The organism is Streptomyces dysideae, from assembly GCF_001514305.1.
GTDB lineage: Bacteria > Actinomycetota > Actinomycetes > Streptomycetales > Streptomycetaceae > Streptomyces > Streptomyces dysideae.
Genome location: NZ_KQ949085.1, coordinates 36678 through 49202, shown reverse-complemented (window position 1 = coordinate 49202; position 12525 = coordinate 36678). Strand labels below are relative to the sequence as shown.

Sequence of the window (12525 nt, the reverse complement as noted above, 5' to 3'; positions counted from 1 at the left end):
TAGCGCTTCAGGTCGGCCCTGTCCCCCATGACCACCACAGGATGCCGGTCCGGATCGAGCGTGCGCAGCAGGTACTCCATCGCCGGCTTGGACAGGCTGACGCAGGCCGACGTACCGCTGCCGTGGTCCATGTGCAACCAGATCCCGCCGCCCTTGCGCTGTCCCTCGGGGCGGGTCGGGTCGTTCGGCGGGGTGCCCTTGACCCGGTTGTAGTCGATGGCGATGACGTAGTCGAAGTCGTGCCAGTACGACTTGGCCCACCAGCGCGGGGCCGCGAACGCGGCGGATCGCGTGTACGGCAGCTTGGTGCCGGGGTTCTGCAGTACGCCGCCCGCGTCGGTGAGCGTGAACACGCCGACGGGGCTGCGGTTGTCGCCCTCGTGGTGGTCGGTGGTCCAGCCCTTCTTGCCGTTGTGCGCGGGCCAACTGCGGGCGCGGTCCCAGGTGGAGCCGCGCTTCGTGTACAGCACAACCGTCGAGTCGGCGGAGTCCCTGCCGTCCCCGTAGACGGCCACGACCTGGCGGGAGTCGGCGGGGATGCGGCGCTGCAGACGGTCTCCCACGTCGGGGATGCGCGTCGGGTCGACGGCGGCCTGGCGGGTGCGGGATGCCTTGGCTCCGGTGTCCTGCCGTGCGTCACCGGTGTGCGCAGCGCCCGTGCCGCCGCACGCGGACAGGGTTGCCAGGAGGGAGCCGAGGGCCGCCATCGCGACCGTCGCCCGCCGTGCACCGCCCGTCCGCATCGGTCCATGGTCGCATCACGTTCCGGATGATTCCACCAGAGTCCGGACCATCCACCCCAAGTCGGATGAGAGCCGGTTCTGTTCGCCGGCCCGGAAAACCGTTTGCCTCCGACCACGCTGCGACGCGAACCTTGCACGGTTTGTTGCCGCGCTCGCGCGGATCCCTCCACACCTGACACGAGCCACTGGGACGTCATGCAGATTCAAGACCTTCCGTATCCCGACCCCGGTGTGCCGGATGCGCGCTCGGGTCCCCGATTCCTGCGGTGGCTCTTCCGGAATCAGCTGGACGGCCAGTTCAAGTCGCTGGTCTGGGGACTGCTGCACTTCGGGTCCGTCTCCGCCCTGCCGTTCTGTGTCGGCCTCGCCATCCAGGCCGTCGTCGACCACTCGGGCAGGCAACTCGCCCTCGCGGGCGGACTCATGGCGCTGTGCTCCGTCGGCATCGCCGTCGGCGAGACCTTCCTGCACCGCTCCGCCGTCACCAACTGGATCACCGCCGCCGCCCGCGTCCAGCAGCTCCTGGCCCGCAAGGCCGCGCAGCTGGGCTCGGCGCTGACGCGGCGGGTCGCGGCGGGCGAGGTCGTGGCCGTCTCCACCGGTGACGTCGAGAAGATCGGCTGGTTCGTGGAGGCCATCTCCCGGTTCACCGCGGCCGCGGTCACCGTCGTGCTGGTCTGCGTCGGCCTGGTCGTCTACCAGCCGGCGCTCGGTGTCGTCGTGGCCGTCGGCCTGCCCGTGCTGGCGCTGGCGGTGCTGCCGCTGCTGCCGCCGGCGACCCGGCGCGCCGACTTCCAGCGCGAGAAGGCGGGCCGCGCCACCGAGCTGGCCTCGGACACTGTCGCCGGGCTACGCGTACTGCGCGGCATCGGCGGCGAGGATCTCTTCCTCGACCGCTACCGCCGTGCCTCCCAGGAGGTACGCCACGCCGCCGTGCGCAGCGCCCGCATGTGGGCCCTGATCTCCGCGATCCAGGTGCTGCTGCCGGGACTGCTGCTGATCACAGTCGTCTGGTACGGCGTCCATCTGGCCCGCGAGGGCCGGATCACCGTCGGTGAACTGGTCACCGTCTACAGCTCGATCATGATCCTCACCTATCCGCTCAGGCACTTCGAAGAGATCGCGATGGCGTACTCGTTCTCCCGGCCCTCGGCCCGGCGGGCCTCACGCGTGCTGGCGCTGGAGCGGGCCACCGACACCGGCGGATCCCGCGCGGCCGACGTCCCGGCCGGGGACCTGTACGACCCGGCCAGCGGACTGCTCGCGCCGACCGGCCGGTTCACCGCCGTGGTGTGCGGTGACCCGGACGCGGCGGGCCTGCTGGCCGAACGGCTCGGCGGGCACCCCTCCGAGGAGGGCACGTCGGTACTGCTGGGCGGCGTCCCGCTGGACGAACTGCCGCTCGACTCCGCGCGTACGGCCGTCCTCGTCCAGGACAAGGACCCGGTGCTGCTGTCCGGCACGCTGCGCGAGCTGCTCGACGTGCCCAAGTCGGGCGGCGTCGGCGACGAGGAGGCGTTGGCGGCCGCGCAGTGCGAGGACGTCCTCGCCGCTCTGGTCCAGGGGTCGCTCGACACCGAGGACCCGTTGGACGCCCGCATCACGGAACGCGGCCGGTCCCTGTCGGGCGGCCAGCGGCAGCGGCTCGCGCTCGCCCGGTCGCTGGTCACCGACCCCGAGGTGCTCGTCCTGGACGAGCCGACCTCCGCTGTCGACTCACACACCGAGGCGCGGATCGCGGAGGGTCTGCGGAGCCTGCGGAGCGGGCGCACCACCGTGGTGTTCACCTCGTCGCCGCTGCTCCTGGACCGCGCCGACCGGGTCGTGCTCGTACACGAGGGCGAGGTCGCGGCGGTCGGCGTGCACCGCGAGCTGGTGCACAAGGAGCCGAGGTACCGGGCCGTGGTGACGCGCGAGACCGACGAGGAGACCGCCCGGGCCCAGGCGGGTCGTGAGTCCTCTCTGGCCGACGTACTGGACGAACTGGAAGAGATCGAGGAGACCGCATGATCGGCGTGGCGCCACCGGCGTACGACCCGGCGGCCCCGACGACGGCACACACCCTGCCCGTCGGTGCCCCCGCGACCGTACGCGCCTATGTGGCCGAGCTGTTCCGCCGGCACCGGCGTGCCTTCCTGCTCCTGATCACCGTCAACACGGTGTCCGTGATCGCCTCGATGGCGGGCCCGTACCTGCTGGGCGGCCTGGTGGAACGCGTGTCGAGCGGTGCGCGGGAACTCCATCTGGAGCTCACCGCCACACTGTTCGTCGTCGCACTGCTCGTGCAGGCCGTGTTCGTACGGGAGGTGCGGCTGCGCGGGGCGATGCTGGGCGAGCGGATGCTGGCCGATCTGCGCGAGGACTTCCTCGTACGGTCGGTCGGACTGCCGCCCGGGGTCCTGGAGCGGGCCGGCACGGGTGACCTGCTGTCCCGGATCACGACCGACATCGACCGGCTGGCCAACGCGATGCGCGAGGCCGTGCCCCAGCTGGCGATCGGCGTGGTGTGGGTGGTCCTGCTGCTGGGCGGGCTCATGATCACGGCGCCGCCGCTGGCGGCCGCCGTGCTGCTCGCCCTGCCTCTGCTGGTGGTCGGCTGTCGCTGGTACTTCAAGCGGGCGCCGTCCGCCTACCGCTCGGAGACCGCCGGGTACGCAGCCGTGGCCGCCGCGCTCACCGAGACCGTGGACGCCGGGCGCACCGTCGAGGCGCACCGCCTCGGCGACCGCCGCGTCGAGCTGTCAGAGCGGCGGGTCAAGGAGTGGACGGCCTGGGAGCGCTACACGCTCTGGCTGCGATCGGTGCTGTTCCCGATCGTCAACGTCACCCATGTGATGATCCTCGGCTCGGTCCTGATGGTCGGCGGGGTGTTCGTCCTGCAGGGCTGGATCGGGGTCGGTCAGCTGACCACGGGTGCGCTGATCGCGCAGATGCTCGTCGATCCGGTGGGGCTGATCCTGCGCTGGTACGACGAGCTGCAGGTGGCCCAGGTGTCGCTGGCCCGGCTGGTGGGCGTACGGGACATCGAGCCGGACGCCGGGGACGCCGGGCTGGCTCCCGACGGGCGGGACGTGCACGCCGACCGGGTGCACTTCGGCTACCTCGAGGGCGTGGACGTGCTCCGCAAGGTGTCCCTGGAGGTCGCCCCCGGCACCCGGCTGGCGCTGGTCGGCCCGTCCGGCGCGGGCAAGTCCACGCTGGGCCGGCTGCTCGCCGGTATCTACGCGCCCCGGGACGGCCGGATCACCCTCGGCGGTGCGGAACTGTCCCGGATGACCGCGGAGAAGGTCCGCTCCCATGTGGCCCTGGTCAACCAGGAGCACCACGTCTTCGTCGGCTCCCTGCGCGACAACCTCCTGCTGGCCCGCACGGACGCGGTGGACGCGGAGCTGTGGGCGGCGCTGGGCGCGGTCGACGCGGACGGGTGGGCCCGTGCGCTGGACGAGGGCCTGGACACGGAGGTCGGCTCGGGCGGCTTCTCCCTCACTCCGGCCCAGGCCCAGCAGATCGCCCTGGCCCGCCTGGTCCTCGCCGACCCGCACACGCTGGTCCTGGACGAGGCGACGTCCCTCCTCGACCCGCGCGCCGCCCGCCACCTGGAGCGTTCCCTGGCCCGCGTCCTCGACGGCCGCACCGTCGTCGCCATCGCCCACCGCCTCCACACCGCCCACGACGCCGACGTCATCGCCGTCGTCGAGAACGGCAGAATCAGCGAGCTGGGCAGCCACGACGAGCTGGTCGCGGCGGAGGGGGCTTATGCGGCGCTGTGGCGGTCTTGGCATGGGTGACGGGCGCTCCGTGGGGGGCGTGGTTGATTCGGGGGGGGTGGTCGCTCGGTGAGGGCTGCGGTCGGCTCAGTCCGGCCGTGCTGGTGGCCGGGCGGCCGCAGGAGTCGGCGTCTGTTCGGCCGGACAGGGTGTCCACCATCCTTGAGCGTGGCCGGCCGGGCAGGGCCCACCCCCCACTGCCGTCGTACTCGTCGGGCGTGGCCACGGAGGTGTCTTCCCCGGCCCGGACCTGTGGCGTTGCGCTGGGGCGAAAAGGGGTGGAAGGCTGGATAGCGGCACCGGTTCGGGGACACTCGGGAACCATGCGGTTCGCGTGGGGTGCGGCCTGTGCCCCGCGCACCGGTGGCCCGCCGCCCGCGGTGAGCTCGGGCCCGTCCCCATCACCTGGAGGTACCCGTGAACAGCGCCGACGGATGGGGTGACGACGTCTACCAGCCCGACGAATCCGAGGTAAAGGACGACGCGGGGCTGCTCGACGTAGAGGACACCCTGGAGAACGACGGGGTCGGCGACCCGCTCGACCGGGGCTGGTCCCCTCCGGAGAGGCCATGGGCGGTGGAGCACACCGGCGTGACGGCTGCCGAGCGGCACCAGGGCGAGACGCTGGAGCAGCGGCTCGCCGAGGAGCAGCCGGATCTCGCCGTGCCCGACGGTGACGGCATCGGCGACTGCGAGGGCACCGACGGCGAACTCCTCGACAACGAGGTCGGCGCCGTCCGCTCCGGCCGGCTCGTCGCCCCCGACGAAGGGGCGCACGAGGACGAGGAGAGCGCCCTGATCGCCACGGACGTGGGCATCGACGGGGCGGCGGCTTCCGCCGAGGAGGCCGCGATGCACATCGTCGACGATGACGCCCTCTCCGGCTGACCTCACCGCACAACGAGTGGAGCAGGCATGCAGCAGGACAAGCACCCCGACTACCACCAGGTGGTCTTCCGCGACCGCGCCGCCGGTTACGCCTTCCTGACCCGGTCCACCGCGGCCAGCGACCAGACCATCGAGTGGGACGACGGCGAGACCTACCCGGTCGTGGACGTGGAGATCTCCTCGGAGAGCCACCCGTTCTACACCGGCAAGGCCCGGACAGTGGACTCGGAGGGCCGCGTCGCCCAGTTCGAGCGGCGCTATGCCGGCGGGGCGAGTAGTCAGGGCGGCTGACCGAGCTGACCGGAGACCTGCGGCCGCGCGGCTCAGATGACGTTGAGCGCCGCCGCGCAGCCCACTCCCCCGAGCAGCATGAACACCGGCATCAGCACCTTGAGCTCGACCCAGCTGCCCGCCCGGAACCGCATCGCCTTCGGCGGGCCGATCGGGTACCAGCGCTTGCGGCCCACCGGAATCGGCCACAGGATCGGGCAGCCGGAGACCGTCAGCGCGTCCCCGATGTCGTGCACCAGTGCGCCCAGCACGATCGGCAGCCCCAGCCACAGGTACTCCTGGCCCGGCGCCGTGAACAGCCAGTCCGCGCCGTTGCCCGGCTTGTCCAGCACGCCGGCGATGATCCACGAGCTGGTCGCCGCCAGCAGCCAGACCAGGACGTCGGCGCTGGAACCACGGGTCGCACGCCAGAGCAGGCCCTCGATGGCCAGCACCATGTGCACGAACAGGATCGCCAGCACCGCCCAGCGGCCCCCGGTGATCGCCGTCACCGAGGCGCCCGCACCGATCAGGACGGCCCAGAGCCAGGTGTGCGTGAGGGTGCGGTGACCGCCGGAGCGGCGCGGGTCGCCCTGCTTCTTGGTCGCCTTGTAGACGGCGTACGAGAGCTTGTCGACGATCTCGCACAGCCAGCGCGACACCGGTCCGAAGGACCGCGAGATGGTGGCCGCCTTGTGGTCGAGGTCCGGGGCCAGCGCGGCGCCGGCGCAGATCAGCGCGCCGGCCAGGACGACGGGCCAGGGCATCGGCTGCCCGGCCGCTGCCGCCGCCGCTCCGACGCCGAGCCAGGCGGCGCCGCCCGACAGTGAGTGTGCTGGTCCCATCATGGCCGTTGCCCGCCCCATTCCTCGTGCGCCGCTGTCCAGTTGACCGGGTGCGCTGACGTTCCGTCGGCGACACAGCGTAGCGTCCGCGATCTTCACACCCGCATCCGATTCCCCTGTAGGGGAGGAGGGCAGGCAAGATGGGTGGGTGACCCTCATCGACCAGCTCCCGCCGACCGCCGACCCCGACGCCCTCTACGAAGCCTTCGAGGCGTGGGCCGAGGAGCGTGGTCTCACGCTCTACCCCCACCAGGAGGAGGCGCTGATCGAGGTGGTCTCCGGTGCGAACGTGATCGTGTCGACGCCCACCGGGTCCGGCAAGAGCATGATCGCCGCCGGCGCCCACTTCGCCGCGCTGGCCCGGGACGAGGTCACCTTCTACACCGCTCCGATCAAGGCGCTGGTCTCGGAGAAGTTCTTCGAGCTGTGCAAGATCTTCGGCACCGAGAACGTCGGCATGCTGACCGGCGACGCGTCCGTCAACGCCGACGCCCCGGTGATCTGCTGCACCGCCGAGGTGCTCGCGTCGATCGCGCTGCGCGACGGCAAGGACGCGGACGTCGGCCAGGTCGTCATGGACGAGTTCCACTTCTACGCGGAGGCGGACCGCGGCTGGGCCTGGCAGATCCCGATCCTGGAGCTGCCCGGGGCGCAGTTCATCCTGATGTCGGCGACGCTCGGCGACGTCTCGATGTTCGAGAAGGACCTCACCCGGCGCACCGGCCGGCCGACGGCGGTGGTCCGCTCTGCGATCCGTCCCGTGCCGCTCTCCTACGAGTACAAGCTCACCCCGCTCACCGAGACGCTGACCGAGCTGCTGGACACCAAGCAGGCGCCGGTCTACATCGTGCACTTCACGCAGGCGCAGGCCGTGGAGCGGGCGCAGGCGCTGATGAGCATCAACATGTGCACGCGTGAGGAGAAGGACCAGATCGCCGAGCTGATCGGCAACTTCCGCTTCACCACCAAGTTCGGCCGCAATCTCTCCCGTTACGTGCGGCACGGCATCGGTGTCCATCACGCCGGCATGCTGCCCAAGTACCGGCGCCTGGTGGAGAAGCTCGCGCAGGCCGGCCTGCTGAAGGTCATCTGCGGCACGGACACGCTCGGCGTGGGCGTCAACGTCCCCATCCGCACGGTGCTGTTCACCGCCCTCGCCAAGTACGACGGCAACCGTGTCCGCACGCTGCGCGCCCGTGAGTTCCACCAGATCGCCGGACGCGCGGGGCGGGCGGGGTTCGACACGGCGGGCTTCGTCGTCGCGCAGGCCCCCGAGCACGTCATCGAGAACGAGAAGGCGCTGTCCAAGGCGGGCGACGACCCGAAGAAGCGGCGGAAGGTGGTCCGCAAGAAGGCGCCCGAGGGCTTCGTCGGGTGGACGGACAACACCTTCGAGAAGCTCATCGGCTCCGACCCGGAGCCGCTGACGTCCCGCTTCCGGGTCACGCACACGATGCTGCTGTCGGTGATCGCCCGGCCCGGCAACGCCTTCGAGGCGATGCGGCACCTGCTGGAGGACAACCACGAGCCGCGCAAGCAGCAGTTGCGGCACATCCGGCGCGCGATCGCCATCTACCGCTCGCTGCTGGACGGCGGCATCGTCGAGAAGCTCGACGAGCCGGACTCCGAGGGCCGCATCGTCCGCCTCACCGTCGACCTGCAACAGGACTTCGCGCTCAACCAGCCGCTGTCGACCTTCGCGCTGGCTGCGTTCGAGCTCCTGGACCCCGAGTCGCCGTCCTACGCCCTGGACATGGTGTCCGTCGTCGAGTCCACGCTGGACGACCCGCGGCAGATCCTGGCCGCCCAGCTGAACAAGGCGAAGGGCGAGGCCGTGGCCGCGATGAAGGCGGACGGCGTCGAGTACGAGGAGCGCATGGAGCGCCTCCAGGACATCTCGTACCCGAAGCCCCTGGAGGAGCTGCTCTTCCACGCGTACAACACGTACCGCAAGAGCCACCCCTGGGTCGGTGACCATCCACTGTCGCCGAAGTCGGTCATCCGTGACATGTACGAACGCGCCATGTCCTTCACGGAGTTGGTGTCCCACTACGAGCTGGCCCGCACCGAGGGCATCGTGCTGCGCTACCTCGCCAGCGCCTACAAGGCCCTCGACCACACCGTCCCGGACGACCTCAAGTCCGAGGACCTCCAGGACCTGATCGAGTGGCTCGGCGAGATGGTGCGCCAGGTCGACTCGAGCCTGCTGGACGAGTGGGAGCAGCTCGCCAACCCGGAGGAGATGACCGCCGAGGAGGCCCAGGAGAAGGCCGACGAGGTCAAGCCGGTCACCGCCAACGCGCGCGCCTTCCGCGTCCTGGTCCGCAACGCGATGTTCCGCCGCGTCGAGCTCGCCGCCCTCGACCAGGTGGCGGAGCTGGGCGAGCTGGACGCCGAGTCCGGCTGGGACGCCGATGCCTGGGGCGAGGCGATGGACAAGTACTGGGACGAGTACGACGACCTCGGCACCGGCCCCGACGCCCGTGGGCCCAAGCTGCTGGTGATCGAGGAGGAGCCGGCCAACGGCCTGTGGCGCGTCCGCCAGATCTTCGACGACCCGAACGACGATCACGACTGGGGCATCAGCGCCGAGGTCGACCTCACCGCCTCGGACGCGGAGGGCCGCGCGGTCGTCCGGGTCACCGACGTCGGCCAGCTGTGAGCACAGGAGAATCCCGCCCATGACGACGAACCCGGCCGAGAGGCTCGTCGACCTGCTCGACCTGGAGCAGATCGAGGTCAACATCTTCCGCGGCCGCAGCCCGCAGGAGTCCCTGCAGCGGGTCTTCGGCGGCCAGGTGGCCGGCCAGGCCCTGGTCGCCGCCGCGCGCACCACGGACGGCGACCGTCCGGTGCACTCGCTGCACGCGTACTTCCTGCGCCCGGGCCGGCCGGGCGTGCCGATCGTGTACCAGGTCGAACGAGTGCGGGACGGCAGGTCGTTCACGACCCGCCGGGTCACCGCCGTGCAGCAGGGCCGCACGATCTTCAATCTCACCGCCTCCTTCCACAAGCCTGAGCAGGGGAGCTTCGAGCACCAGCTGCCGCCGGCCCGCAAGGTCCCGGACCCGGAGTCCCTGCCCACGGTCACGCAGGAGATCCGGGAGCATCTGGGCACGCTGCCCGAACAGTTGGAGCGGATGGCGCGCCGTCAGCCCTTCGACATCCGCTATGTGGACCGGCTGCGCTGGAGTGCCGAGGACGTCAAGGGCGGCGAGCCGCGCAGCGCGGTGTGGATGCGCGCGGTCGGACCACTCGGCGACGACCCGGTCGTGCACACCTGCGCGCTGACCTACGCCAGCGACATGACCCTCCTGGATGCCGTCCGCATCCCGGTCGAGCCCCTGTGGGGTCCGCGGAGTTTCGATATCGCGTCGCTGGACCACGCCATGTGGTTCCACCGGCCGTTCCGCGCGGACGAGTGGTTCCTGTACGACCAGGAGTCGCCGATCGCGACGGGCGGCCGGGGTCTGGCCCGGGGGCGGATCTACGACCTGGAGGGACGCCTGCTGGTGTCCGTCGTCCAGGAGGGGCTGTTCCGGGCGCTGTAGGTCAGGTGCCTCTGCGGCGCAGCCAGCCGAGCAGCCCGCGGGCCGACTCCGGCTCCTCGGGCGGAGGCGATGCCTGTCGTACGGCGCTGGGGACGGCGTTCGCCGTGGGGCGCGGCGCGGGCCGCTGCTCGCATGCCTCCCCCAGGGCTTCGCTCAGGTGGGCCCGCAGCAGGGCGATCTCGTCCGGGTCGTCCGCCGTCATGAGGTTCTCGGCGATGTGCGCGGCGGGCGAGCCCGGCGCTCCGTGGGCCGGCGGTCCGGGCCGGAAGCGGTTCAGGTGGGAGCGTTCGTAGGGGTCGGGGACGATCTCCGCGATGTGGACGGGGTCGAGGAAGGCGGCCAGTGCCCCGGCGCGCTCCCAGGGGTCACCGGCCAGCCGTACCAGGAATGTCAGGTGGCGTGCGCGCCAGGTGCGCGGGCGCAGGTCCACGCCCGCGTCCAGCATGCCGCGCAGGCCGTCGGGCATGCGACGGGCGTTCAGCAGCGGCCCGTTCTTCTCGTCGGCCGCGAACTGCCGTAGGTCGTCGGCGAGATACAGCCAGACCACGGCTCGATAGCGGTTGAGGTAGAAACGCACCGGCGTTACCAGGCCCAGGCGTGCGAGCCGGGTGAACCGGCCGGCGGACACGTCCATGAGGGCCGCGCCCTCGGTGGTGCCCACGACCCTCACCCGGCCCCGCAGTGATTCGGGGAAGCCGTCCGCCGCGCGCATCCGGTCGAGTTCGGAGCGGGTGATGCGGCGGCCCCCGCCTCCTTCATCGGGCACCGTCCGGATGTGTCCGAGATGTACGGCGAGCTCGAACTCGCCTCGCTTGAGCCCCAGTTCGCGGGCGGCGCGGCTCGGCGCGCAGGAGAGGCGGTGGGGTGGGGTGATGGTGTCGCCTGACATGGTCGGTCTCCCCCGTGGAGTCGGTGGCTCACGCTGTGTGCACTCGCCGTGACAAAAACGGTAGCCGGTCCGGCGTATCTCGTGGCGAGCCTGTGGATAACTCCATGGGGGAACGAGGAATCAGCAGGTCAGCGGTCTGCCGCAGAAGTCCGCTCGGGTCGCCGGGCGTCCACGCGGAGGTGCTCGCCGACGCGGTTGACGAGCAGGGTCATCTCGTAGGCGATCTGACCGATGTCCGCCTCCGCGCCGCTGAGCACGCACAGGCAGCTGCCGGTGCCCGCCGCGGTGACGAAGAGCACCGCGTCGTCGAACTCGATCATCGTCTGACGTACTCCGCCCGCGCCGAAGTGCCGTCCCGAGCCCTTGGCCAGGCTGTGCAGTCCGGACGAGACGGCGGCGAGATGCTCGGCGTCCTCGCGCCTCAGTCCCGTGCTCGCCCCGGCCACCAGCCCGTCGTTGGACAGGACCAGGGCGTGGCGCACGTGTTCGACGCGCTCCGTCAGGTCGTCCAGCAGCCAGCCAAGTCCCTCGTTCTGCGCCATGATCCGTCTCCCCGTGTAGACGTCTCCCCCGGCCGGAGGATCTCCTTGGTCAGCCTTGCCGACGAACCGGCCCGCGGGCAAGGAGGATTGAGGCATGGCGCAGAAGATGACCGACACGGAATGCCGCGCGTTCGTCTGTGAAGGGGCGCAATCTGACCCGTGCGGGTACATGGGCGAGGAGCGCGCCCAGGAGTTCGGCGCCCGTAACGGCGTCCTGGGCGAACTTCTCGTCCGCGTCACGATCGACAGGATCCTGGCGGACAGAAACGTGGTGGACTGAGACCGCGACAGCCCGTCGGATCAGCCCACCGAGTCCAGCAGCCGGGCCGTGTGCATCCGCCCGGCGTACTCGACGAGCCGGATCAGCACCTCCTTGCCCGAGTCGCGGTCCCGGGCGTCGCAGAGCACCACCGGCGTCCCCTGGTCGAGGTCGAGGGCGCGTGAGACGTCCTGGGCGCCGTACGACCGTGCGCCCGCGAAGCAGTTGACGGCCACCACGAACGGGATGTGCCGGTGCTCGAAATAGTCCACCGCCGGGAAGCAGTCCTCCAGGCGCCGGGTGTCGGCGAGGACCACCGCGCCGAGGGCGCCCTGGGACAGTTCGTCCCACAGGAACCAGAAGCGGTCCTGGCCCGGCGTGCCGAAGAGGTAGAGCGACAGACCGGACCGGATGGTGATACGTCCGAAGTCCATGGCGACGGTCGTGGTGACCTTCTGGTCCACGCCACCGGTGTCGTCCACCAACTGGCCGGCTTCGCTGAGCAGTTCCTCGGTGCGTAGCGGCTTGATCTCGCTGACCGCGCCCACCAGGGTGGTCTTGCCCACGCCGAATCCGCCGGCGACCAGGATCTTCAGCGCCAGGGCGGCCGTCTCGCCCTGGGCGTCGGAGTGCTCGGAGACCATCGATCACTTCTCTCGGGAGTGCCAACAACGGTCGACGTCGGTGCGTGTGTGCGAAGTCAGCATCATGACAACTGCGGCTCCGTTCCGAAGGATTGGACCACTTTTGCCCGTATGGGACCGGGTGGTT

At 70.9% G+C, this 12525-nt stretch carries 11 protein-coding genes and 1 pseudogene; 7 read left to right on the top strand and 5 right to left on the bottom strand.

The genetic code is table 11. The features are described from left to right. On the bottom strand, positions 1-743 hold a 743-nt coding region (locus AQJ91_RS19050; RefSeq protein ID WP_067022755.1), incomplete at its 3' end, for a L,D-transpeptidase family protein. Positions 744-938: 195 nt separating this feature from the next. On the opposite strand from AQJ91_RS19050, the gene AQJ91_RS19045 reads away from it, so the two are divergent. The 4 genes from AQJ91_RS19045 to AQJ91_RS19030 all read left to right on the top strand — a co-directional run bounded on the left by AQJ91_RS19045 (position 939) and on the right by AQJ91_RS19030 (position 5689). Further along, entirely contained in the window at positions 939-2753 is a 1815-nt protein-coding gene (locus AQJ91_RS19045) for an ABC transporter transmembrane domain-containing protein (protein ID WP_067022752.1), read from the top strand. Then, a complete protein-coding gene (locus AQJ91_RS19040; protein ID WP_067022748.1) occupies positions 2750-4531 on the top strand; it encodes an ABC transporter ATP-binding protein in 1782 nt (593 codons plus the stop codon). The genes AQJ91_RS19045 and AQJ91_RS19040 overlap by 4 nt, the downstream gene beginning before the upstream one ends. A 396-nt stretch (positions 4532-4927) precedes the next feature. Then, a complete protein-coding gene (locus AQJ91_RS19035; RefSeq protein WP_067022745.1) occupies positions 4928-5398 on the top strand; it encodes a DUF5709 domain-containing protein in 471 nt (156 codons plus the stop codon). Between the two features lie 27 nt (positions 5399-5425). Continuing rightward, on the top strand, positions 5426-5689 hold the full coding sequence (locus AQJ91_RS19030) for a type B 50S ribosomal protein L31 (RefSeq protein ID WP_067022742.1): 264 nt from the start codon (positions 5426-5428) through the stop codon (positions 5687-5689). A 32-nt stretch (positions 5690-5721) separates the two neighbouring features. On the opposite strand, the gene AQJ91_RS19025 is transcribed toward AQJ91_RS19030, so the two are convergent. Further along, positions 5722-6516 carry a metal-dependent hydrolase gene (locus AQJ91_RS19025; RefSeq protein ID WP_067022738.1) on the bottom strand — a complete coding sequence of 265 codons (795 nt, stop codon included), beginning with the start codon at positions 6514-6516 and terminating at the stop codon, positions 5722-5724. A gap of 145 nt (positions 6517-6661) precedes the next feature. Here AQJ91_RS19025 and AQJ91_RS19020 point away from each other — a divergent pair, with 145 nt between their 5' ends. Both AQJ91_RS19020 and AQJ91_RS19015 read left to right on the top strand, forming a co-directional pair. Beyond that, positions 6662-9175, top strand: coding sequence for a DEAD/DEAH box helicase (locus AQJ91_RS19020; protein ID WP_067022734.1), 2514 nt, complete (start codon positions 6662-6664; stop codon positions 9173-9175). A 19-nt stretch (positions 9176-9194) separates the two neighbouring features. Beyond that, on the top strand, positions 9195-10064 hold the full coding sequence (locus tag AQJ91_RS19015; RefSeq protein ID WP_067022731.1) for an acyl-CoA thioesterase: 870 nt from the start codon (positions 9195-9197) through the stop codon (positions 10062-10064). Position 10065: 1 nt separating this feature from the next. Here AQJ91_RS19015 and AQJ91_RS19010 read toward each other — a convergent pair whose 3' ends face one another. Next, positions 10066-10953 (bottom strand): DUF6397 family protein, encoded by an 888-nt coding sequence (locus tag AQJ91_RS19010; protein WP_067022729.1) that lies wholly within the window; start codon positions 10951-10953, stop codon positions 10066-10068. A 128-nt stretch (positions 10954-11081) separates the two neighbouring features. Then, complete coding sequence (locus AQJ91_RS19005; RefSeq protein ID WP_067022726.1) at positions 11082-11495, bottom strand: roadblock/LC7 domain-containing protein; 414 nt, start codon at positions 11493-11495, stop codon at positions 11082-11084. Between the two features lie 166 nt (positions 11496-11661). On the opposite strand from AQJ91_RS19005, the pseudogene AQJ91_RS49615 reads away from it, so the two are divergent. Further along, a pseudogene (locus tag AQJ91_RS49615) lies at positions 11662-11775 on the top strand (PPOX class F420-dependent enzyme); the annotation flags it as partial. Positions 11776-11795: 20 nt separating this feature from the next. On the opposite strand, the gene AQJ91_RS18995 reads toward AQJ91_RS49615, so the two are convergent. Continuing rightward, positions 11796-12398 (bottom strand): GTP-binding protein, encoded by a 603-nt coding sequence (locus AQJ91_RS18995; RefSeq protein WP_067022720.1) that lies wholly within the window; start codon positions 12396-12398, stop codon positions 11796-11798. Between the last annotated feature and the right edge of the window lie 127 nt (positions 12399-12525).

Coding starts and splice junctions, on each gene's coding strand:
- AQJ91_RS19025 (WP_067022738.1), bottom strand. CDS start 6,516: ATGATGGGACCAGCACACTCACTGTCGGGCGGCGCCGCCTGGCTCGGC.
- AQJ91_RS19005 (WP_067022726.1), bottom strand. CDS start 11,495: ATGGCGCAGAACGAGGGACTTGGCTGGCTGCTGGACGACCTGACGGAG.
- AQJ91_RS19040 (WP_067022748.1), top strand. CDS start 2,750: ATGATCGGCGTGGCGCCACCGGCGTACGACCCGGCGGCCCCGACGACG.
- AQJ91_RS18995 (WP_067022720.1), bottom strand. CDS start 12,398: ATGGTCTCCGAGCACTCCGACGCCCAGGGCGAGACGGCCGCCCTGGCG.
- AQJ91_RS19045 (WP_067022752.1), top strand. CDS start 939: ATGCAGATTCAAGACCTTCCGTATCCCGACCCCGGTGTGCCGGATGCG.
- AQJ91_RS19015 (WP_067022731.1), top strand. CDS start 9,195: ATGACGACGAACCCGGCCGAGAGGCTCGTCGACCTGCTCGACCTGGAG.
- AQJ91_RS19010 (WP_067022729.1), bottom strand. CDS start 10,953: ATGTCAGGCGACACCATCACCCCACCCCACCGCCTCTCCTGCGCGCCG.
- AQJ91_RS19030 (WP_067022742.1), top strand. CDS start 5,426: ATGCAGCAGGACAAGCACCCCGACTACCACCAGGTGGTCTTCCGCGAC.